The organism is Pseudomonas sp. HMSC063H08 (assembly GCF_001813645.1).
GTDB classification, from domain to species: Bacteria; Pseudomonadota; Gammaproteobacteria; order Pseudomonadales; family Pseudomonadaceae; genus Pseudomonas; species Pseudomonas aeruginosa.
This window is the reverse complement of the sequence record NZ_KV813593.1, coordinates 27,939-46,032: the sequence shown is the minus strand read 5'-3', so window position 1 is coordinate 46,032 and position 18,094 is coordinate 27,939. Positions and strand designations below refer to the sequence as shown.

Here is an 18,094-nt window from a genome sequence, read left to right as displayed (position 1 = left end):
TCCGGAAAGGGCAGAATGCCCGGACCGTTCACTGAAGACCCGAGATACCCATGTACCGACTCGACGACCTGCTCCACCTCATGGCGCGCCTGCGCGATCCCGAATTCGGCTGCCCCTGGGATCTCCAGCAGAGCTACGCGACCATCGTCCCGCACACCCTGGAAGAAGCCTACGAAGTAGCGGACGCCATAGAGCAGGGGGATTTCCCGCAATTGCGCGAGGAACTGGGCGACCTGCTGTTCCAGGTGGTTTATTACAGCCAGTTGGCTCGCGAAGAGGATCGCTTCGCTTTCGACGAGGTGGTGGACGGCATCACCCGCAAGCTGATCCGTCGACATCCCCACGTATTCCTCGATGGCGATCTCTATGGCAAGCCCGATGCGGCGAAGCTCGCCGAAGCGGCGGTCAAGCAGCGCTGGGAAGAACTGAAGGCCGAGGAGCGTGCCGCCAAGGCCAAGGAGCCGCAGCAGTTGTCGCTGCTGGATGACGTTCCTGTCGCCCTGCCGGCGTTGTCACGGGCGGCGAAGCTGCAGAAGCGCGCGGCGCAGGTCGGTTTCGACTGGCCGGAAGCGCTGCCGGTGGTGGACAAGGTTCGCGAGGAGCTGGACGAAGTCCTCGAGGCGATGGCAGAGGGTGACGAGGGTGCCGTGGGCGAGGAGGTTGGCGACCTGCTGTTCGTCGTGGTCAACCTGGCCCGGCATCTCAAGGTCGATCCGGAGGCTGCTCTGCGCCAGGCCAACGGCAAGTTCGAGCGGCGCTTCCGATTCATCGAGCGGAACCTGCGCGAAGCCGGCCGGAAAGCCGAAGAATGTTCGCTGGAGGAACTGGACAGCCTCTGGGGCGAGGCTAAGAAAGCGGAGAGGAGCGCGCCTGGCTGTTGATGGGGAAAATTACCGTGGCAGCCGGGCTGCCACGGCATCTGAATCAGCCGAAGATCCAACGATAGAGGATGACCAGCAGGATCACCGCCAGCACCGGGCGGAGGATTCGGTAGGCCTTCGGGTAGGCGCGTTTGAAGCGCTTCACCTGGGCGCCGATGGCATTGCCGCCGCGAATGGCGACCGAGTAGGCCTGGTTGATGCTGCCGACGCGTTCGCCTTCGACGTTCTGCGGTGCGGTCGCACGCCCGAGAATGCCGCTGATCCAGCGATTGAGCCGGGTCAGCAGGCGGGAGCGGAGCGGCCGCTCGATATCGCAGAAGAGAATCACCCGGGTCTGCTCGGTCTCGTTCTTCACCCAGTGGACGAAGGTTTCGTCGAACATCACGTCTTCGCCATCACGCCACGCGTAGGGCTGGCCGTCGACGTAGATGCGGCAGTTGTCCGAATTCGGCGTGGACAGGCCGAGGTGATAGCGCAGCGAGCCGCCGAAAGGGTCGCGGTGCGGATTCAGGTGGCTGCCGCCGGGAAGCAGGGTGAACATCGCGCCCTTGACGTTGGGGATGCGGCTCACCAGCTCTACGGTCTTCGGGCAGAGCTGCTGGGCGGAGGGCAGCGGGCCGTCGTACCAGGTCAGGTAGAAGCGCTTCCAGCCTTTCTTGAAGAACGAGCCGAAGCCGGCTTCGTTGTTGTTCAGGGCAGCCCGGATATAACCCTCGTCGAACAGGTTGAGGGCTTCTTCGCGGATGGTTTGCCAATTGTTCTTCAGTTCGTCCAGCTCTGGAAAACGGCTGCGATCCAGATAGGGCTTCGAGGGGACGCTGGAGAACAGGTACATCAGCGAGTTGTAGGGGGCGAACCAGGCGGAGTGGTTGACCAGTTGACGCAGGAAGGGCAAGCGCGCGCGCCCACGGAAATGGACGAACAGGACGCTGGCGACGAACAGGCCCACCAGAGTGACTTTTACCAGGAGAGAAACGCTCATGCCTTGCTTTCCATGCCTTCGATATCAGGGGCCGGGAGGAGTGCCTGCGGGTGCTCGGGACGGTAGGGAGGGGTCTCCAGGGCATGCGTGGCAGTTTGCGAGCCGCCGAGACTTGCGTTGAGGCGGCTGAGGCTGGAGGATTATACCCCCTGCGAGGGCCGGCTGAACCCCAGTCGGCTGGAAGATTATGCCGCACCCCACCGGGCGTGCCACGCGAGCGAGTCGTTGACGAATGAGCATGTCATTGCGTGACCAGTTGCTGAAAGCCGGGCTGGTCAATGAGAAACAGGCCAAGCAGGCCACCAAGCAGAAACAGAAACAGCAGCGCCTGGAGCACAAGAACCAGGTCGACAAGGACGACTCCCAGCGCCAGGCGGCGGAGCAGGCCAAGGCGGAAAAGCTGGCGCGCGACCAGGAATTGAACCGCCAGCAGCAGGAAAAAGCCGAGAAGAAGGCCAAGGCCGCGCAGATCAAGCAACTTATCGAAGGGACGCGCCTGCCCAAGCTGGAAAGCGACGACTACTACAATTTCGTCGACGCCAAGAAGGTCAAGCGGATCGCGGTCAACGACCTGATCCGCGACAAGCTGAGCCGAGGCAGCCTGGCTATCGTCAGCTATGACGGACGCTACGAGATCGTGCCCCGGGATGCGGCGGTGAAGATCCAGGAGCGCGATCCGCGGCGGGTGGTGCTGCTCAACATACAGAGCCAGGAGCCGGACGAAGACGATCCCTACAAGGACTATGTGGTGCCCGACGATCTCATGTGGTGAGGTCCGCATCCGGAGTGTCGCTTGACCGGTACGGATGCCGGTCAACTACCAATTCTGGAATGCGAAGCAGTTCTAAAATAACTACCGATGATTTCGTTTCGATAGCATAATGCCTTTCCTCAGAAATCTCCTACGGCTGCCTTTGCGTGCATCTGTGGGCTAGCCGCCTATCGAAAAGGACGTTGGTATGCCTTCCTCACAGCTTCCGGGGGCTTCGCCCTCGGAGATCGATATCGTTCAGCTGTTCCAGCAATTGTGGGCGTCGAAGTGGCTGATAGCGCTGATCGCGGCCTTGGCGACCGCCGCTGCGCTCGCCTATGCGCTGTTGGTCGTTCCGACCTACCAGGTGGATGTCCTGTTGCGGCCGATCCAGACCAAGGCCCTGGAGGCTGTCAACATCGAAGGTCTTTACGCCATGACTCCGCGGGAAGCGTTGGAGCGCGTCGGCAACGAGCTGGCAGCCTACTCCGGCAGGCTGGAGTATTTCGAAGCACATCCAGAGCTATTCCAGCAATTGAACACCGAGGGCCTGTCCCCCGAGCAGGCTTTCTGGAAGTTCAACCAGGATGCCTTCAGCATGCAGCAGACGGACTTGAAGAAGGCCCCCCAGGCGGCGCCTTTCTTCCGCTTGTCCATGCAGTATCCCCAGGGCATGGATGGTGCCGCCATTCTCAACGGCATGCTCGCGTCGACCATCGAGAACGAGCGCCAGCGAATCCTGGACGACCTCCAGGCACGTATCGACGGTCGCCTGCAATTCCTCGAGCAGGATATCGAAGGCAAGCGTGCCAGTTACCAGGCTAGCAAGGAAGGCAAGATCGCCCGGTTGCTGGAAGCGGACAGCATCCGGCGGGCTGGCTTGGAGGATGAACTCAGGGCGTTGCGCGGGCGGCTGAAGATGGTGCGCGGCTCTCGTATCCAGCAGCTCAACGAAGCCATCCAGATCGCCACGCGGCTGGGGATCGTCAAGCCGACGACCCCGGGCGCACTGGGAGAGGTCGGGCAGGATGGCTCGCGCAGCGTTTTCCGCACCGAGGTGAATAACCAGCAGATTCCCCTGTATTTCATGGGCGTCGATGCCTTGACCGCCGAGCGCGATACCTTGCTCAAACGCAAGGGCGATGACTTCACCGAGCCCCGCGTAGCGACGATCCAGCAAGAGCTGAAACAGTTGGAGAACAACCGTGAAGTGCAATACCTGCAGGCTCGAAAGGGCGAGGAGCGTTTCTTCGAAAACATCGACAAGCTGCGTGGAGAGCAGGCGCGTCTACAGACCTTGAGGGCAAGTGACCTTAAGATCGAACTGGTACGGGTCGACCAGAAAGCTGCAACGCCTCTGAGACCGATCAAGCCACGCAAGGCTCTGGTGGTGGCCTTGGGCCTCCTGGGTGGGCTGGCGCTCGGCGTGCTGGTGGCTCTGGTTCGGGCGATGTTGCGTGCCCCACGGCAACGGGTACAGGAAGATAGCCTGCCGCCGGGAGTCGTCAGTCTCGACCGGAGCCTTTCCGGGACCTGAGACCAAAGGTGCGCCCCCGAAGTGCGCGGGGGCGCATGGTTCAGGCCGATTTACCTATTTGCCGCAGTTCTTCTTCTTTCTCCAGCTTGATCCGATAGGCGTGGGCGTCATCCTCGTTATGAAAGACGCCAACCAGCAGTCCCTGCTGATGCACGTCCCAGCAGCGGCGGCCAAGCGCACGCAGCTCGCGGGATTTGTGGTCATCGTCACGCTCGGTCACTGTCACACTCATCTTTCTGCTCCAGGGTTGATCTGCATCAAGGCAAATCCAGCCTATTTCAATAGCAGGCTAATCAAATAGTCCTGGAATTGAGAAAAACCTTTTCAGTTTCCAAGGTGTGAAGGTGGCATGCCGGATGCTCTGGAACAGGCCTCTTCCCTCAGGCGTATGCGGCCGAACAAGGCCGCTTCCGTGAGGGCGGTAATCGCCAACAGGCGATCCAGGCGCAGCAGCAGAGTCGCTCCTTCGACGGCCACCTCAAGGTATTCCTCCTTGCCGCCGCCTGGCCGAACGGCCCGGGTATGCGTCGTGCGCGCCTCGGCTTCGAAGCGAACACCATCCTCGAGTTCGAGGAGCAACCGGTAGCGGTAGAGGCAGGCGATCTCCAGGTAGTCATGGAGACCGCAGGCGATCGGGTGGTAGCTGTCCATTGGCCTCAACAGCCTTCCAGGGGAAGGATGTAATGGCCATGGAGCCGAATGGCTTCGGCAACCTCTGCTGTCGCAATCTCGCTATGGCAGTAGCTGCAATGCCCCTGGCTGATATCGGCCTCGTCTATGCCTCTTCCGGCGAGCCAGCGTCGAGCGAACTCGCCGGCGCGAGCCCCCAGCTCCTCCGTGACCAGGACATCGAAGTGCAGGTAGCGGCCGTCGCGGGTTCGCACATGGGTGTCGAAGATCTTCACCTCCATGGCCGTTCTCCTTATTTCAGATCGCTGAGCGCCGCACCGAAGTTAAGGTGCAGTACCTGTCCATCGACAACCAGGGCAGGAACCGACTTGACCCCGGCCTTTTCCGCCTCGGCGATGCGTGCCGATTGTTCGGCGAGATGGACCACTTCGATGTCCACCTGCTTGCGATCGAGCAATGGCAGCAAGGAACGTTCGGCTTCGACACAGATTGCGCAGCCGGCGTGGTAGTAGATGGCTTTGGTCATGCTGATTCTCCTGTAGGAATTTAGTATCGATACGATACTTTTTCAGCCTAAACAAGAGGTGACCTCTTTGTCAAACATGTTTTTAGTCGATACTATATTGGCAAGGAGGTATCCCATGTCCGCCATCGCCCTTTACGATTACCTGGAAAGGCTGACCAGCCTGATGCGTGCCTGGTCCCGCGAGCAGCCGCTGGTGGCTGAGCTGCAGCCGGTGCAGTTGAGCGCCTTGCATTACCTGGCGCGTTGTAATCGCTATTCGGATACTCCGCTGGGCGTGACCGAATACCTCGGCTTGACCAAGGGCACAGTGTCGCAATCGCTCAAGGTGCTGGAAGGGCGGGGGCTGATCAGCAAGCTGCCGGATGCGCGGGATCGGCGCAGCGTTCATCTGCGGCTGACCGATGCGGGGCGCGCGCTGATCGAGGCGGTGATTCCGCCGCAGTTCCTCGAGCAGGCCGTCACGGCACTGGGCGAGAAGGGCGAACACTTGCAAGGCTTGTTGCGTGATCTTCTGGTCGTCATCCAGCGTCAGGAGGATGTGCCTGGTTTCGGCCTTTGTCGGTCCTGCCGGTTCCATCAACGGCGTGCGGGTTCGCCCTTCTGCGGTCTAACCGGGGAGCCGTTGAGCGCTGTCGATGCCGAGCTGATCTGCCGCGAGCACCAGGCCTGCGGCTGACCCGCGGGCAATAAAAAACCGGGCAATGGCCCGGCTTTTCGTGGGAGAGGGGGTCAGCTCTTTTCGCCAGTGACGGTCTTGCCGTCGATGGTGCCTTCCTTGAGCATGATCTGGTATTCCTTGCCGTCGGTTTCCATCTGGTACAGGCGGACCAGCAGGTAGTCCCAGTCCTTGGCGAACCAGAGGATGGTCTTGCGGTTGCTCTTGCCCGGATCACGCACGCGCTCGACCTTGATCGCGTTGATCAGGCCGGCCTGGGTGCGTACCTTTTCCTCGCCGAGAACCCGGAAGTCGTAGGTATCGACATCCTCGCCCTCGATGATCTGGTAGCTCATGCTCTTCTTGCCGTCGGCAACGTCATGCTGCAGGACCAGTTGATAGGTGGACTTGTCCAGTTGACCGCGATTCAGGGGTTGCCGCACCGCATCGCCGCGGTCGCTGCCGAGCACCTGCTTCTGCGACCAGTCGAAGTCCAGTTCGATCTGCTTGCCTTTGCCCAGACCTTGGCGGGCGAAGCGGTAGGTCTGTGGCAGGAAGGTGTCGTTCTCGACCTTGAAGGTGCTGACTTCGTTGAGACTGGCCAGCAGCATGGAGGCCTCGAAGTCCAGTTGCCAGCGGCCGTCGCCGAGAGCCTTCAGGCTGCGGGAGGCATTGCCGCTGATGGGCATCTGTTTCCAGTCGGCGGTATAGCTGGCGGTGAACGGCTTCAGCTCGAAGGCATAGGCCGGCAGGGTCAGCAGCGTCAGCAGGAACAGCATGGCTTTACGCATTGCGAATCTCCTTGGTGCGAATCTGATGGCCGGTGGCAGGCAGGGCCTGGCCATCCAGCAGGGCGCCCTGTTCGCCCAGGCGCAAGCGGCCCTCGGCGAACCAGCGCATGGCCAGCGGGTAGATCCGGTGTTCTTCCTCGTGAACCCGTCTGGCCAGGCATTCCGGCGTATCTTGCGACTCTACCGGGATTACTGCCTGTACGACCAGTGGCCCCCCATCGAGTTCCTCCGTCACGAAGTGCACGCTGCAACCGTGCTCGCGGTCGCCGGCTTCGAGGGCGCGTTGATGGGTATGCAGCCCTTTGTGGCGCGGCAGCAACGAGGGATGGATATTCAGCAGTCGCCCCTGGTAATGGCGAACGAAATCGGCGCTGAGGATGCGCATGAACCCGGCAAGGATCACCAGGTGCGGTTCATGGGCATCGATCCGTTGTGCCAGGGCCTGGTCGAAGCTTTCGCGATCGGCATAGGCCTTGTGATCGAGCACCTCGGTCTGGATGCCGGCCTGGCGCGCGCGTTCCAGGCCATAGGCGTCCGCGCGGTTGGAGATCACCGCGCGGATCCGGGCCGGCGTGGCGCCCTCCCGGAGGCTGTCGATCAGCGCCTGCAGGTTGCTGCCGGAGCCGGAAATCAGCACCACGACATTGCAGAGTTTCGGCATCAGTGGTTTTTCAGATTGTTCAGGACCACGCGCTCGGCGTCCGCGCCGCAGGTTTCGATGCGACCGATCTGCCAGGGTTGCTCGCCGGCGGCACGCAGGACTTCCAGGGCTTTCTCGGCGTCGCTCTGGGCCACGCAGATGACCATGCCGACGCCGCAGTTGAGTACGCGATGCATCTCGGTCTCGTCGACGTTGCCCTGTTCCTGCAGCCAGTCGAATACCGCCGGACGGTTCCAGCTGGCGACATCGATCACGGCCTGGGCGTTGTTCGGCAGGACGCGCGGGATGTTGTCCAGCAGGCCGCCGCCGGTAATGTGAGCCATGGCCTTGACCGCGCCGGTCTGCTTGATCAGTTGCAGCAGCGGCTTGACGTAGATGCGGGTCGGCGCCATCAGCAGGTCGGCCAGCGGCTTGCCGTCGAGTTGGACCTGCTCGATGTCGGCGCCGGAAACCTCGATGATCTTGCGGATCAGGGAGTAGCCGTTGGAGTGCGGGCCGGAGGAGGGCAGGGCGATAAGCGCGTCGCCGGCCTGGACCCTGGAGCCGTCGATGATCTCGGCCTTTTCCACGACGCCGACGCAGAAGCCGGCCAGGTCATAGTCTTCGCCTTCGTACATGCCGGGCATTTCGGCGGTCTCGCCGCCGACCAGGGAACAGCCCGCCAGTTCGCAACCGGCACCGATGCCGGTGACTACGGTGGCGGCGACGTCGACGTTGAGCTTGCCGGTGGCGTAGTAGTCGAGAAAGAACAGCGGCTCGGCGCCGCAGACCACCAGGTCGTTGACGCACATCGCCACCAGGTCCTGGCCGATGCTGTCGTGCTTGTTCAGGTTGAGCGCCAGGCGCAGCTTGGTGCCCACCCCGTCGGTGCCGGATACCAGCACCGGCTGCTTGTAGCCGGCCGGGATTTCGCAGAGGGCGCCGAAGCCGCCGAGGCCGCCCATCACTTCCGGGCGTGCGGTGCGCTTGGCCACGCCTTTGATGCGTTCCACCAGGGCTTCGCCGGCGTCGATGTCCACACCAGCGTCCTTGTAGCTCAACGAGGGTTGCTTGCTGCTCATAAATCCAGGCCTATAGGGGTAATTCGGAGATCGGCCGGCCGCCCAGGCGTGCAACGCTGTTTGCCGGTTTTGAAGGCGCGCGATTTTATCAGGCTTGCCACGCAGCGGCCATCTCGGTTGCCGCTGGACGGACTGCTGTTTAAGGTATAGGTCCACTTGCGCGGCCTTCACAGCTCGTCGCCGCCGTTCCCATCCGTTCGTCGAGAGCCCTCCATGCGCATAGCCCGACTCTTCGTTCTCTGTTTTTCCCTGCTAGGCTTGCCCGTCTTCGCGGCAACGGTCCCCAATCTCTACCAGGTCCACGAGCCGGTTTCGTCGCAGCAGCCCGGGGAGCGCGATGCCGGACTGGTGCGAGCCCTGCAGACCCTGCTGGTGCGCCTGACCGGCAATCCGCAGGCGCCGCAGAATCCGGCATTGGCGGGGTACCTGAAGGATCCGCAGCAACTGATCAGCCAGTACGCCTTCGAAAATGGTCCGCCGCTGGCGCTGGTGGTCGATTTCGATCCAACCGCCACCGGTAATGCGCTGCGGGCCGCCGGCCTGCCGAGCTGGGGCGCCAACCGACCGGCGGTGCTGGCCTGGTGGCTGAACGAAAGCGCCGATGGCAGCACCCTGGTCGGTGACAACCAGGCCTCGGCCGAACCGCTCAAGCGTGCGGCGCAGAACCGCGGCTTGCCGTTGCGCCTGCCTCTGGCGGATCTCGACGAGCAGATCGTCGGTACCCCGGAGAACCTCACCGCCGCCCAACCCGATGCCCTGCGCGCAGCCTCCGAGCGTTATGCCGCCGATGCCTTGCTGGCAGTGGACGCCAAGGAGGCGGACGGCAAATGGCAGGCGCAATGGCGGCTGTGGATGGGCGATTCGCGGGAGCAAGGCCAGGCTGAAGGCGCTACGCCCGACGCGTTGGCAGACAGCGTGATGCTGGCCGTCGGCAACCGCCTGTCCACTCGTTTCGTTGCCACGCCGGGAGCGGCGACCGGCCTGACCCTCCAGGTCCAGGGCGCGACACTGGCACGCTATGCCGAGTTGCAACGCCTGCTCGATCCGTTCGGCGCGCGTCTGGTAGGCGTGCGGGGCGATCGCCTCGACTATTCCGTGAAGGCCAGTCCCGAGCAATTACGTGCCCAGCTGGGCCTGGCGCAGTTGCAGGAAATCCCGGCCGACAGCGTACCGCTGGATGCCTCCGGCCAGCCCGCAGCGCCCAGCGCGGCGGTGCCGTCGTCGTCCCAACTGAATTTCCGCTGGCAGTGAGTCGGCGCGCCGATCCGCTCCTATGCAACGGAGCGGGCCGGCGCGCGACCGGCCGATGCTCTGGGCAAGGAGCCTCGGCTATCGGCAAACCTTTGATTTTGCTTGCCTAGTTGCTCATTGTGCGGCCTTGCCGAGGCGTATAAACTTTGCAGCCTTTACGGTGACTCCTGCGGCGTTTTCGGATTGTCCGCCCAGCCTGGCATGAAACCTATTCAGCTTCCCCTCAGTGTGCGTCTGCGCGACGACGCCACCTTCGCCAACTACTATCCCGGTGCCAATGCCGCGGCACTGGGATATGTCGAGCGTTTGTGCGAAGCCGAGGCTGGCTGGGCGGAAAGCCTCATCTACCTCTGGGGACACGACGGCGTCGGTCGCAGCCACCTGTTGCAGGCGGCCTGCTTGCGTTTCGAGCAGTTCGAAGAGCGAACCATCTACCTGCCGATGGCAGATCTGGTGCAGTACGGCCCGGAAATCTTCGACGATCTCGAGCAGTGCGAGCTGGTCTGCATCGACGACCTGGATGTGCTGGTTGGCAAGCGAGAGTGGGAAGAGGGGCTGTTCCACCTGTTCAATCGACTGCGCGATACCGGTCGGCGCCTGCTGCTGGCGGCATCGAAGTCGCCCCGGGAGCTGCAGGTCAAGCTGCCGGACCTGAAGTCCCGCCTCACCATGGCGCTGATCTTCCAGTTGCACGGTCTTTCCGACGAGGACAAGCTTCGTGCCCTGCAACTGCGGGCATCCCGTCGTGGCTTGCATCTGACCGATGAAGTCGGTCGTTTCATCCTCAACCGCGGTTCGCGCAGCATGAACTCTCTGTTCGATCTGCTGGAGCAACTGGATCGCGCTTCGCTCCAGGCTCAGCGCAAGCTGACCATTCCTTTCCTCAAGGAAACCCTCGGCTGGTAGGCGTCGACAGTCCGTCGGCGAACTCCCGCATGGCCGTGCCGCAGTCCTTGGGTTTCGCTTGCAGCAGGAAGTGACCGCCTTCTATCCGTCTCTCCATCCATGCGCCGGCAATACCGGAGCGCTGGCTGTCTGCAGGCTTACCGGCGGTCGGCACTGGAAAGCGGCGCAGGCAGGGCAGGAGGGGCTCCTGCCTTACCATCAGCGTTCCCCGGCGACCCTTCGGTCGTACTGGAATCGCCAGCGCGTATAGAGCAGCGCGGCGCAGAACAAGGTCACGCTGAGTAGCACTTCGGCCCAGCCGAACAGGCGCTGCGTGGGATCGAAGGCGGCGAGTACGCCGAGGATGAAATACAGGTTGACCACGTAGCAGGCCCAGGCATGCCCGCGCGCGCTGCCCATGAGCAGTCCGGGGGCCACCACCAGCAGCGGCAGCAGCTTGAAGGCGAGGACCAGCCAGGGCACCCAGCTCGCCGCACCATGGGCGTCCGCGTAGATCAGGTCGCGAATGAGGATGAGCAGGACCAGGCCGACGAAGCTTCCCAGGCTGATGGCGCGGCTGAGCGCCAGGCGCGGCTGCAGCCACGCTACTTCGGGCAGCGGTTTGTTCTTGCGGGCCATTTCAACTCCCCAGCTTGCCGGCGGTTTCCGCCAGGCGTTTGCCCAGCGCGCGACACAGGGTCAGTTCGTGCTCATCGAGGCTGCGCTTGCCATCGGCGCCGGCGAAGTGGCTGGCGCCGTAAGGCGTGCCGCCGCCGCGGGTTTCCAGCAGGGCGGGTTCGCTGTAGGGAATGCCCAGGACCAGCATGCCGTGGTGCAGCAACGGCAACAGCATCGATAACTGAGTGGTCTCCTGGCCGCCGTGCAGGCTGGCGGTGGAGGTGAAGACCGCTGCCGGCTTGCCGACCAGGCCGCCGGTCAGCCACAGGCTACTGGTACCGTCGAGGAAGTATTTCAGCGGGGAAGCCATGTTGCCGAAGCGGGTCGGGCTGCCGAGGGCCAGGCCTGCGCAGTTCTTCAGGTCCTCCAGGGTTGCGTACAGCGCCCCCTCCGCGGGGATGTCCGGGGCGACCGCTTCGCATTCGGTGGATACCGCGGGAACCGTGCGTACGCGCGCTTCGAAGCCGCCTTGTTCGACGCCACGGGCGATCTGCCGGGCCATTTCAGCGGTAGCGCCATGGCGACTGTAGTACAGCACCAGGATGTAGGGACTGCTCAAACGAGGATCTCCAGGACTCTTTCCGGAGGCCGGCCAACCACCGCCTTGTCACCCGCGACCAGCACCGGGCGCTCGATCAGCTTCGGATGCTTGGCCATTGCCTCGATGATGGCCTCTTCGCCAAGACTGGGCTCATCCAGGCCGAGGGCCTTGTATTCGTCCTCCCCGGTCCGCAGCAACTGGCGGGCGGGAATGCCGAGCTTGGCCAGGATCGCTTTCAGCTCGGCGGCGCTCGGCGGGGTTTCCAGATAGCGCACCACTTGCGGTTGCAGGCCGCGGGCTTCGAGCAGTTCGAGCGCTGCGCGGGATTTCGAGCAGCGCGGATTGTGCAACAGGATCAGTTCGCTCATGTCAGGGGTCGCATGGCCGGTGAAGTGACGGCTATTCTAACCGCCTCGTCGACCAGGACTGAACCCGTCGGCGCGAAGTACCGCCCCGAGAGGCGAAGAACCGGCGCGACTTCAAGGAGAGGGCATGCGCGAACATTTCAACGATGGGGTCGAGTTCGCTCGCTTCCTCGCTCATCGCTTCGTCACCGACAAGGCTCCCAACAGCGCGGCGGCGCTGACCTACACCACGTTGTTCGCGGTAGTGCCGATGATGACGGTGATGTTTTCCATGCTTTCGCTGATTCCGGCATTCCATGGCATGGGCGAGTCGATCCAGACTTTCATCTTTCGCAATTTCGTGCCTTCCGCTGGAGAAGCGGTGGAAACCTACCTGAAGAGTTTCACCACCCAGGCCCGGCACCTGACCTGGGTCGGGGTGGTCTTTCTGGCAGTCACCGCCTTCACCATGCTGGTGACCATCGAGAAAGCCTTCAACGAGATCTGGCGGGTTCGCCAGCCACGCCGGGGTGTCGGGCGGTTCCTCCTCTACTGGGCGATCCTCAGCCTGGGCCCATTGTTGCTGGGGGCCGGCTTCGCCGTGACCACCTACATCACTTCGCTGTCGCTGCTCCATGGCCCGGACGCGTTGCCGGGCGCGGAGACGCTGCTAGGGCTGATGCCGCTGGCGTTCAGCGTGGCGGCCTTCACCCTGCTCTATTCGGCGGTCCCGAACGCCCGGGTCCCGGTGCGCCATGCCCTGATGGGCGGCGTGTTCACCGCGGTACTGTTCGAAGCCGCGAAAACCCTGTTCGGGCTGTACGTAAGCCTGTTTCCCGGCTACCAACTGATCTACGGTGCCTTCGCCACCGTGCCTATCTTCCTGTTGTGGATCTATCTTTCCTGGATGATCGTTCTGTTCGGCGCGGTGCTGGTCTGCAATCTCTCTTCTTCCCGTCTCTGGCGGCGGCGCTCGCTGCCCAAGCTGATCGTCCTGCTCGGCGTGCTGAGGGTGTTCCACCAACGCCAGCAGCTTGGACAATCGCTGCGCCTGACCCACTTGCATCGTGCGGGTTGGCTGTTGCCCGAGGATGAGTGGGAGGAACTGCTGGACTTTCTCGAGAAGGAGCAGTTCGTCTGCCGCGCCGGCGGAGGTGAGTGGGTGCTGTGCCGGGATCTTGGCGCCTACAGTCTGCATCGCTTGCTGAATCGCTGCCCCTGGCCCATGCCTAGCCGAGAGCGCATGCCTGCGAATCTGGACGAGGCGTGGTATCCGCCGTTCCAGCAGGCGATGGAACGCTTGCAGGTGGAGCAGGAGGCGCTGTTCGGAGAAAGCCTGGCCCACTGGCTGGCGGACGGAACCTCGGGAGCGAAGGTGACGTAAAGTGTCAGTTTGCGGCGAACGATGTGCATGAGGCGCTGCATTCTGCCGGAGGAATCCCAGCAAGCGCAGGGAAAGCGCTGTTGGCACGCTTCTGGCAAACCCTCGTGTGACAGTCGTTTCACTCCGTAGTTCCGCCGAGGTTCCCGTTCATGCTCCCAATGTCGAACAAGGTCGTCCATTTGCATCACAAGGATGAGCAGGCAGCGCTTGAGCGTTTGAACCGGATTACCGGGCTGCAGTTCAGCAGTTGGCCGGAGTCGCTGGTGCCGGCGCGTAGCGTCAGCGAACCGTCGCCTGAGAAAGCGCGGGACGAACCCCTGCTCGATCAGGTGCGCCAGGGCTGAGCGATCCGGCTCAAGCTTCGGACAGCTGCTGGGTCCTGTTTTCCTGCTCCACCGCTTGTACGAAGAACTCCTCCACGACCAGTCGGGAAAAGGCCGTCGCCGACTTCAGGCGTACCTGCATGTTCTCCACTTTCTGCCGTACGGGTAGGCGGGCAATGCCGGAAAGCAGGATGCGTTGCTGGCGGTCGATTCGTCCGTGATCCACCGCCACTTCGCGCTGGCGCCCGCCATCCAGATAGCTGACCACCAGTGACACCAGCAGGTCGCAGGCATCCGGAAGATGTAGCCAGGCGGCAATGTTGTAGTCCGCGACCAGGCCCTCGTGGGCTGTCAGGGTCGGGCGTGCGGCATCCACCAGGTGTGCGGGGACGCTTCCGATCAGATGGTCTTTCATAAGCAGCAGTGTGTCCGTTTAAAAGGGCTTCGGACTCGTCGCTCTCGACTTCTCCCCAAGTCGATCCTGCCGATGCCTGGGCATACGGCCGGTTGAGTCGTCGCGTCGTGTGTGGCACGCGGATTATAGGGGTGGTCCTTTGCGTCAAACTGTGCGGTTCGACGGCGATCGTCGTGACTCTTCTCGCACTTTGTGCCTTGTAGGAAGTATCGGGGCTTCTTCTTCCCATATTCGTCTCCACTCGGTTTTGCAGAGGTGGATGGCTTCCAGTAAGGTCTCGCCATAGTGCCGCGCCGGGTTGCCCTGGTCCGGCCGATGTTTTCCTGACTCGAGAGGTTCCTGACATGGGGAGTTGGCTACGCCCGCTGGGCGCTGCTGCGGTGTTGTTTCTCGCGGGCTGTTCGGCGGATTACGGAGTCGACCAGGACGGGCGTCCTGTCGCTGCGGAGCAGTTGGACGGGCATTGGCTGGTGGTCAATTACTGGGCTGACTGGTGCGCGCCCTGCCGGACCGAGATTCCGGAGATGAATCGCCTTGCGCAGGTGCTGGAAGGGCAGGGCGGGCGCGTCATTGGCGTGAATTTCGATGGCTTGCGCGATGCCGAGTTGAAGAAGTCGGCCGATGGCATGGGGATTCGCTTCACCGTGCTGGCCGATGATCCGGCGCATCGCTTCAAGCTCCCTCGCAGCGAAGCGTTGCCTGTCACCTATATCGTCGATGCTCGGGGGGAAATGCGTCAGCGTCTGCTGGGCGAGCAGACGGCCGATGGCATATTGAAACAGCTCGAGGCTTTGCGGGAGGGAGGCTGATGGCGAGGATCTGCTTGCATGCCTATGTCGGCGGCCGGGTACAGGGCGTCGGTTTCCGTCAGGCGACCCGGGAAGAGGCTGATCGCCTCGAACTCGACGGTTGGGTGCGAAACCTGGATGACGGGCGTGTCGAGGTCGTCTGGGAGGGCGAGGAGGACCGGGCGAAAGCCCTGGAGCGATGGCTGGGGCGGGGCCCGCGGCACGCGGAGGTCTCTGCGGTCGAGGTCGAGCAAATGCCGCTGCAGGGGATCGCTGGCTTCGTCGTCCGTCGCTGACGAGGCGAGTTCGCCGTCAGGGCGTCTCGCCAGGGTCCGCGGCCAGGCGTCCGGCATCCCGGAGCAGGGCATGCATGAACTGCTGCTGCAGTTCGGGGTCGTTGCGCGTGAGCTCGATCAGGCTCTGTTCCAGTTCGCTGGCTTCTTCTTCCAGGCCCAGCTCCGCGAGGCGTTTCACCCGATGGACCCAGTGGTGGACGTCATCGCCTTCCAGGTCGTCATAGATCAGGGCGTGAGCTTCCAGGAGCTTGCCGCGCAGGCTGCGGCTGACGCGGAGGCTGGCATCGGCGCGGGTACCATCCTGTGGGTCGCTCACCGAAAGATGTATCTGCGAGATGCGGCTGATGTCCTGTTCGGCGAAGGGGCTGTCAAGCAGGTTGAGGCGCAGCACGCCATGACGGTCGGTAAGCAGTTCGTTGAGTTCCTTGCCGGAACTGACCATGACCGGACGCTCCGCCCAGGGCAGGCTGGAGTATTCCAGGCGCTTGTCGCGCTGTTTCTCGTCGATGCTCGCGAGATTCTGTTCGGCGCGACCGTTGGATTCCACGTTCATGAACGGATTCACCCCGGCCAGCCCATAGTTGATCCAGCCATGGGTGATGTTGTCCGGTACGCTGCCGAAGGTCACCACGTTGACGATGTTCGCTCCGACGCCGGCCACCAGCGCCACCGCGCCCAACGGGATCTCGTAGATCTCCCGCCAGGCCTGGTACGGCGTATAGCGGTCGTAACGGCGCGTCACCTCGAACTCGGTGACCTCGAAGGACTTCTGGTCGTTGATCCGGACCCGGCGCTGCGGTAGTTCGAGCACATCGGGCTGGCCGACATCGACTTGCAGGGTATGTTCGAGCAGCTTCCGCTCGACGCGCTCCTCATGCTCGCTACGCTGCGGCAACTGGTTGGCGCAGCCGCTCAGCAGAAGGCCGCCGCACAGGGCGGCGGCGAATAGGCGCAGGGGTCTTCCGGTGGGCATCGTTACGCTCAGCGGCTGAGTTTTTCGGTGATGAACGACATCAGTTCGCCGATCGGCAGGTTCTGCGACTCGCTGTCACGGCGGCCCTTGTATTCCAGGACGCCTTCGTTGAGGCCGCGGTCGCTGATCACGATGCGGTGGGGAATGCCGATCAGCTCCATGTCGGCGAATTTCACCCCGGGGCTGGTCTTCTTGTCGCGATCGTCCAGCAGCACTTCGAAACCGGCTGCGGTCAGCTCGGCATAGAGCTTGTCGGTCGCCTGCTTGACGCTCTCGGTTTCGTACTTCAGCGGTACCAGGGCGATCTGGAACGGCGCCAGTGCGCTTGGCCAGAGAATGCCACGCTCGTCATGGTTCTGTTCGATGGCGGCGGCGACCACGCGGGATACGCCGATGCCGTAGCAGCCCATGATCAGGTTGACCGGCTTGCCCTGTTCGCTCAGGACGTTCAGCTTCATCGCTTCGCTGTACTTGGTACCAAGCTGGAAGATATGACCGACCTCGATGCCGCGCTTGATCACCAGGGTGCCCTTGCCGTCCGGGCTGGGGTCGCCTTCGACGACATTGCGCAGGTCGGCGACCTCGGGCAGCGGCAGGTCGCGCTCCCAGTTCACGCCGAAGTAGTGCTTGTCCTCGATGTTGGCGCCAGCGGCGAAATCGCTCATCAGGGCGACGGAGCGGTCGACGATGCAGGCGATCGGCAGGTTGACCGGGCCCAGCGAGCCGGGGCCGGCGCCGATGGCGGCACGGATCTCGGCCTCCGACGCGAATACCAGCGGGCTGGCGACCAGCGGCTGGTTGGCGGCCTTGATTTCGTTGAGTTCGTGATCGCCGCGGACGATCAGGGCGACCAGCGTGCCTTCTTCGGCGCCATGCACCACCAGGGTCTTGATGGTTTTCTCGATCGGTAGCTGGAAGCCGTCCACCAGGGCCGCGATGGTCTTGATGTTGGGCGTGTCGACCAGGCGCATGTCCTCGGTGGCGCTGCCGCGGGCGCTCTCGCGCGGCACGGCTTCGGCCTTCTCGATGTTCGCGGCGTAGTCGGAGCTGTCGCTGAAGACGATATCGTCCTCGCCGGAGTTGGCCAGCACGTGGAACTCATGGGAGTCGCTGCCGCCGATGGAGCCGTTGTCGGCTTGCACGGGACGGAAATCCAGGCCGAGGCGGGAGAAGATCTTGCTGTACGCCTGGTACATCCCGTCGTAGGTCTGCTGCAGCGAGTCCTGGCTCAGGTGGAAGGAATAGGCGTCCTTCATGATGAATTCGCGTCCGCGCATCAGGCCGAAGCGCGGGCGGATCTCATCGCGGAACTTGGTCTGGATCTGATAGAAGTTGATCGGCAGTTGCTTGTAGCTGTTCAGCTCGTTGCGCGCGAGGTCGGTGATCACTTCTTCGTGGGTCGGGCCTACGCAGAATTCGCGCTCGTGGCGGTCCTTCAGGCGCAGCAGCTCAGGGCCGTATTGCTCCCAGCGCCCCGACTCCTGCCACAGCTCGGCCGGCTGCACCGCCGGCATCAGCACTTCCAGGGCGCCGGCAGCGTTCATTTCCTCGCGGACGATGGTCTCGACCTTGCGCAGTACCCGCAGGCCCATTGGCAGCCAGGTGTAGAGACCCGAGGCCAGGCGACGGATCATGCCGGCGCGAAGCAGCAGTTGATGGCTGATTACCACCGCGTCGGCGGGGGTTTCTTTGAGCGTGGAAAGCAGATACTGACTGGTACGCATCTTTGGCCGTTATGTCG

Annotated in this window: 24 protein-coding genes; 10 read left to right on the top strand and 14 right to left on the bottom strand. The window is 63.0% G+C overall.

The features are described from left to right. Window positions 1-50: 50 nt before the first annotated feature. Entirely contained in the window at window positions 51-881 is an 831-nt protein-coding gene (gene mazG / locus HMPREF2924_RS27430) for a nucleoside triphosphate pyrophosphohydrolase (RefSeq protein WP_003086045.1), read from the top strand. A gap of 43 nt (window positions 882-924) precedes the next feature. Here mazG and lpxO2 read toward each other — a convergent pair whose 3' ends face one another. Further along, window positions 925-1,863, bottom strand: coding sequence for a lipid A hydroxylase LpxO2 (gene lpxO2, locus HMPREF2924_RS27425; RefSeq protein ID WP_003086047.1), 939 nt, complete (start codon window positions 1,861-1,863; stop codon window positions 925-927). 232 nt (window positions 1,864-2,095) lie between these two features. Between lpxO2 and HMPREF2924_RS27420 the strand changes: the two genes are divergently transcribed. Both HMPREF2924_RS27420 and HMPREF2924_RS27415 read left to right on the top strand, forming a co-directional pair. Beyond that, complete coding sequence (locus tag HMPREF2924_RS27420) at window positions 2,096-2,635, top strand: DUF2058 domain-containing protein (protein WP_004364066.1); 540 nt, start codon at window positions 2,096-2,098, stop codon at window positions 2,633-2,635. Window positions 2,636-2,822: 187 nt separating this feature from the next. Beyond that, window positions 2,823-4,151: a Wzz/FepE/Etk N-terminal domain-containing protein gene (locus HMPREF2924_RS27415; RefSeq protein WP_004364065.1), complete on the top strand. Its 1,329-nt coding sequence runs from the start codon at window positions 2,823-2,825 to the stop codon at window positions 4,149-4,151. Window positions 4,152-4,191: 40 nt separating this feature from the next. Here HMPREF2924_RS27415 and HMPREF2924_RS27410 read toward each other — a convergent pair whose 3' ends face one another. The 4 genes from HMPREF2924_RS27410 to HMPREF2924_RS27395 all read right to left on the bottom strand — a co-directional run bounded on the left by HMPREF2924_RS27410 (window position 4,192) and on the right by HMPREF2924_RS27395 (window position 5,307). Beyond that, window positions 4,192-4,383, bottom strand: a complete 192-nt coding sequence (locus HMPREF2924_RS27410) for a hypothetical protein (RefSeq protein WP_003454532.1) — start codon at window positions 4,381-4,383, stop codon at window positions 4,192-4,194. Between the two features lie 92 nt (window positions 4,384-4,475). Further along, window positions 4,476-4,802 (bottom strand): Rho-binding antiterminator, encoded by a 327-nt coding sequence (locus tag HMPREF2924_RS27405; RefSeq protein ID WP_004364063.1) that lies wholly within the window; start codon window positions 4,800-4,802, stop codon window positions 4,476-4,478. 5 nt (window positions 4,803-4,807) lie between these two features. Next, window positions 4,808-5,062, bottom strand: a complete 255-nt coding sequence (locus HMPREF2924_RS27400) for a DUF2024 family protein (RefSeq protein ID WP_003086057.1) — start codon at window positions 5,060-5,062, stop codon at window positions 4,808-4,810. An 11-nt stretch (window positions 5,063-5,073) separates the two neighbouring features. Continuing rightward, complete coding sequence (locus HMPREF2924_RS27395; RefSeq protein WP_003086058.1) at window positions 5,074-5,307, bottom strand: glutaredoxin family protein; 234 nt, start codon at window positions 5,305-5,307, stop codon at window positions 5,074-5,076. A gap of 115 nt (window positions 5,308-5,422) precedes the next feature. Between HMPREF2924_RS27395 and HMPREF2924_RS27390 the strand changes: the two genes are divergently transcribed. Next, window positions 5,423-5,983 (top strand): MarR family winged helix-turn-helix transcriptional regulator, encoded by a 561-nt coding sequence (locus HMPREF2924_RS27390; RefSeq protein WP_003086060.1) that lies wholly within the window; start codon window positions 5,423-5,425, stop codon window positions 5,981-5,983. 53 nt (window positions 5,984-6,036) lie between these two features. On the opposite strand, the gene HMPREF2924_RS27385 is transcribed toward HMPREF2924_RS27390, so the two are convergent. The 3 genes from HMPREF2924_RS27385 to purM are packed head-to-tail and all read right to left on the bottom strand — an operon-like array spanning window position 6,037 to window position 8,475. Beyond that, window positions 6,037-6,753, bottom strand: coding sequence for a DUF3108 domain-containing protein (locus HMPREF2924_RS27385; RefSeq protein WP_003086061.1), 717 nt, complete (start codon window positions 6,751-6,753; stop codon window positions 6,037-6,039). Further along, complete coding sequence (gene purN, locus HMPREF2924_RS27380; protein WP_003134245.1) at window positions 6,746-7,414, bottom strand: phosphoribosylglycinamide formyltransferase; 669 nt, start codon at window positions 7,412-7,414, stop codon at window positions 6,746-6,748. The genes HMPREF2924_RS27385 and purN overlap by 8 nt, the downstream gene beginning before the upstream one ends. Further along, window positions 7,414-8,475 carry a phosphoribosylformylglycinamidine cyclo-ligase gene (gene purM, locus HMPREF2924_RS27375; RefSeq protein WP_003134243.1) on the bottom strand — a complete coding sequence of 354 codons (1,062 nt, stop codon included), beginning with the start codon at window positions 8,473-8,475 and terminating at the stop codon, window positions 7,414-7,416. Before purM ends, purN begins: the two co-directional genes overlap by 1 nt. Before the next feature lie 213 nt (window positions 8,476-8,688). Between purM and HMPREF2924_RS27370 the strand changes: the two genes are divergently transcribed. Further along, window positions 8,689-9,726 (top strand): DUF2066 domain-containing protein, encoded by a 1,038-nt coding sequence (locus HMPREF2924_RS27370; protein ID WP_003123220.1) that lies wholly within the window; start codon window positions 8,689-8,691, stop codon window positions 9,724-9,726. Window positions 9,727-9,927: 201 nt separating this feature from the next. Further along, the gene (gene hda / locus HMPREF2924_RS27365; RefSeq protein ID WP_003102398.1) at window positions 9,928-10,632 is read left to right on the top strand and encodes a DnaA regulatory inactivator Hda; all 705 of its coding nucleotides are present in this window, start codon (window positions 9,928-9,930) and stop codon (window positions 10,630-10,632) included. Between the two features lie 198 nt (window positions 10,633-10,830). Here hda and HMPREF2924_RS27360 read toward each other — a convergent pair whose 3' ends face one another. From HMPREF2924_RS27360 to arsC, 3 genes are read right to left on the bottom strand one after another with little or no spacing between them, the layout of a single operon-like run. Then, complete coding sequence (locus tag HMPREF2924_RS27360) at window positions 10,831-11,250, bottom strand: DUF2069 domain-containing protein (protein WP_003086072.1); 420 nt, start codon at window positions 11,248-11,250, stop codon at window positions 10,831-10,833. Window position 11,251: 1 nt separating this feature from the next. After that, window positions 11,252-11,848 (bottom strand): NAD(P)H:quinone oxidoreductase, encoded by a 597-nt coding sequence (wrbA, locus tag HMPREF2924_RS27355; RefSeq protein WP_003102394.1) that lies wholly within the window; start codon window positions 11,846-11,848, stop codon window positions 11,252-11,254. Continuing rightward, window positions 11,845-12,198: an arsenate reductase (glutaredoxin) gene (gene arsC / locus HMPREF2924_RS27350; protein WP_003134235.1), complete on the bottom strand. Its 354-nt coding sequence runs from the start codon at window positions 12,196-12,198 to the stop codon at window positions 11,845-11,847. The genes wrbA and arsC overlap by 4 nt, the downstream gene beginning before the upstream one ends. A 124-nt stretch (window positions 12,199-12,322) precedes the next feature. Here arsC and HMPREF2924_RS27345 point away from each other — a divergent pair, with 124 nt between their 5' ends. Further along, entirely contained in the window at window positions 12,323-13,558 is a 1,236-nt protein-coding gene (locus HMPREF2924_RS27345; RefSeq protein ID WP_003117099.1) for a YihY family inner membrane protein, read from the top strand. 158 nt (window positions 13,559-13,716) lie between these two features. Beyond that, window positions 13,717-13,902 carry a hypothetical protein gene (locus HMPREF2924_RS27340; protein ID WP_003112577.1) on the top strand — a complete coding sequence of 62 codons (186 nt, stop codon included), beginning with the start codon at window positions 13,717-13,719 and terminating at the stop codon, window positions 13,900-13,902. A 10-nt stretch (window positions 13,903-13,912) separates the two neighbouring features. Here HMPREF2924_RS27340 and HMPREF2924_RS27335 read toward each other — a convergent pair whose 3' ends face one another. Beyond that, window positions 13,913-14,296, bottom strand: a complete 384-nt coding sequence (locus HMPREF2924_RS27335; protein WP_003102388.1) for a hypothetical protein — start codon at window positions 14,294-14,296, stop codon at window positions 13,913-13,915. Between the two features lie 344 nt (window positions 14,297-14,640). Here HMPREF2924_RS27335 and HMPREF2924_RS27330 point away from each other — a divergent pair, with 344 nt between their 5' ends. Beyond that, on the top strand, window positions 14,641-15,105 hold the full coding sequence (locus HMPREF2924_RS27330; RefSeq protein WP_003134233.1) for a TlpA disulfide reductase family protein: 465 nt from the start codon (window positions 14,641-14,643) through the stop codon (window positions 15,103-15,105). Next, the gene (locus tag HMPREF2924_RS27325; protein ID WP_003102385.1) at window positions 15,105-15,380 is read left to right on the top strand and encodes an acylphosphatase; all 276 of its coding nucleotides are present in this window, start codon (window positions 15,105-15,107) and stop codon (window positions 15,378-15,380) included. Before HMPREF2924_RS27330 ends, HMPREF2924_RS27325 begins: the two co-directional genes overlap by 1 nt. A gap of 16 nt (window positions 15,381-15,396) precedes the next feature. Here HMPREF2924_RS27325 and HMPREF2924_RS27320 read toward each other — a convergent pair whose 3' ends face one another. Further along, entirely contained in the window at window positions 15,397-16,353 is a 957-nt protein-coding gene (locus HMPREF2924_RS27320; protein ID WP_003086088.1) for a hypothetical protein, read from the bottom strand. A gap of 8 nt (window positions 16,354-16,361) precedes the next feature. Next, window positions 16,362-18,077, bottom strand: coding sequence for a proline--tRNA ligase (locus tag HMPREF2924_RS27315; RefSeq protein ID WP_003134223.1), 1,716 nt, complete (start codon window positions 18,075-18,077; stop codon window positions 16,362-16,364). Window positions 18,078-18,094 lie beyond the last annotated feature (17 nt).

Excerpts from the sequence above, each read along its gene's own strand:
- lpxO2 (WP_003086047.1), bottom strand. The coding sequence starts at position 1,863 with ATGAGCGTTTCTCTCCTGGTAAAAGTCACTCTGGTGGGCCTGTTCGTC.
- arsC (WP_003134235.1), bottom strand. The coding sequence starts at position 12,198 with ATGAGCGAACTGATCCTGTTGCACAATCCGCGCTGCTCGAAATCCCGC.
- HMPREF2924_RS27400 (WP_003086057.1), bottom strand. The coding sequence starts at position 5,062 with ATGGAGGTGAAGATCTTCGACACCCATGTGCGAACCCGCGACGGCCGC.
- HMPREF2924_RS27415 (WP_004364065.1), top strand. The coding sequence starts at position 2,823 with ATGCCTTCCTCACAGCTTCCGGGGGCTTCGCCCTCGGAGATCGATATC.
- HMPREF2924_RS27325 (WP_003102385.1), top strand. The coding sequence starts at position 15,105 with ATGGCGAGGATCTGCTTGCATGCCTATGTCGGCGGCCGGGTACAGGGC.
- purM (WP_003134243.1), bottom strand. The coding sequence starts at position 8,475 with ATGAGCAGCAAGCAACCCTCGTTGAGCTACAAGGACGCTGGTGTGGAC.
- HMPREF2924_RS27410 (WP_003454532.1), bottom strand. The coding sequence starts at position 4,383 with ATGAGTGTGACAGTGACCGAGCGTGACGATGACCACAAATCCCGCGAG.
- HMPREF2924_RS27320 (WP_003086088.1), bottom strand. The coding sequence starts at position 16,353 with ATGCCCACCGGAAGACCCCTGCGCCTATTCGCCGCCGCCCTGTGCGGC.
- HMPREF2924_RS27335 (WP_003102388.1), bottom strand. The coding sequence starts at position 14,296 with ATGAAAGACCATCTGATCGGAAGCGTCCCCGCACACCTGGTGGATGCC.
- hda (WP_003102398.1), top strand. The coding sequence starts at position 9,928 with ATGAAACCTATTCAGCTTCCCCTCAGTGTGCGTCTGCGCGACGACGCC.
- HMPREF2924_RS27360 (WP_003086072.1), bottom strand. The coding sequence starts at position 11,250 with ATGGCCCGCAAGAACAAACCGCTGCCCGAAGTAGCGTGGCTGCAGCCG.
- HMPREF2924_RS27340 (WP_003112577.1), top strand. The coding sequence starts at position 13,717 with ATGTCGAACAAGGTCGTCCATTTGCATCACAAGGATGAGCAGGCAGCG.
- HMPREF2924_RS27405 (WP_004364063.1), bottom strand. The coding sequence starts at position 4,802 with ATGGACAGCTACCACCCGATCGCCTGCGGTCTCCATGACTACCTGGAG.
- mazG (WP_003086045.1), top strand. The coding sequence starts at position 51 with ATGTACCGACTCGACGACCTGCTCCACCTCATGGCGCGCCTGCGCGAT.
- HMPREF2924_RS27385 (WP_003086061.1), bottom strand. The coding sequence starts at position 6,753 with ATGCGTAAAGCCATGCTGTTCCTGCTGACGCTGCTGACCCTGCCGGCC.
- HMPREF2924_RS27330 (WP_003134233.1), top strand. The coding sequence starts at position 14,641 with ATGGGGAGTTGGCTACGCCCGCTGGGCGCTGCTGCGGTGTTGTTTCTC.
- HMPREF2924_RS27315 (WP_003134223.1), bottom strand. The coding sequence starts at position 18,077 with ATGCGTACCAGTCAGTATCTGCTTTCCACGCTCAAAGAAACCCCCGCC.
- HMPREF2924_RS27395 (WP_003086058.1), bottom strand. The coding sequence starts at position 5,307 with ATGACCAAAGCCATCTACTACCACGCCGGCTGCGCAATCTGTGTCGAA.
- HMPREF2924_RS27420 (WP_004364066.1), top strand. The coding sequence starts at position 2,096 with ATGAGCATGTCATTGCGTGACCAGTTGCTGAAAGCCGGGCTGGTCAAT.
- HMPREF2924_RS27345 (WP_003117099.1), top strand. The coding sequence starts at position 12,323 with ATGCGCGAACATTTCAACGATGGGGTCGAGTTCGCTCGCTTCCTCGCT.
- purN (WP_003134245.1), bottom strand. The coding sequence starts at position 7,414 with ATGCCGAAACTCTGCAATGTCGTGGTGCTGATTTCCGGCTCCGGCAGC.
- HMPREF2924_RS27370 (WP_003123220.1), top strand. The coding sequence starts at position 8,689 with ATGCGCATAGCCCGACTCTTCGTTCTCTGTTTTTCCCTGCTAGGCTTG.
- HMPREF2924_RS27390 (WP_003086060.1), top strand. The coding sequence starts at position 5,423 with ATGTCCGCCATCGCCCTTTACGATTACCTGGAAAGGCTGACCAGCCTG.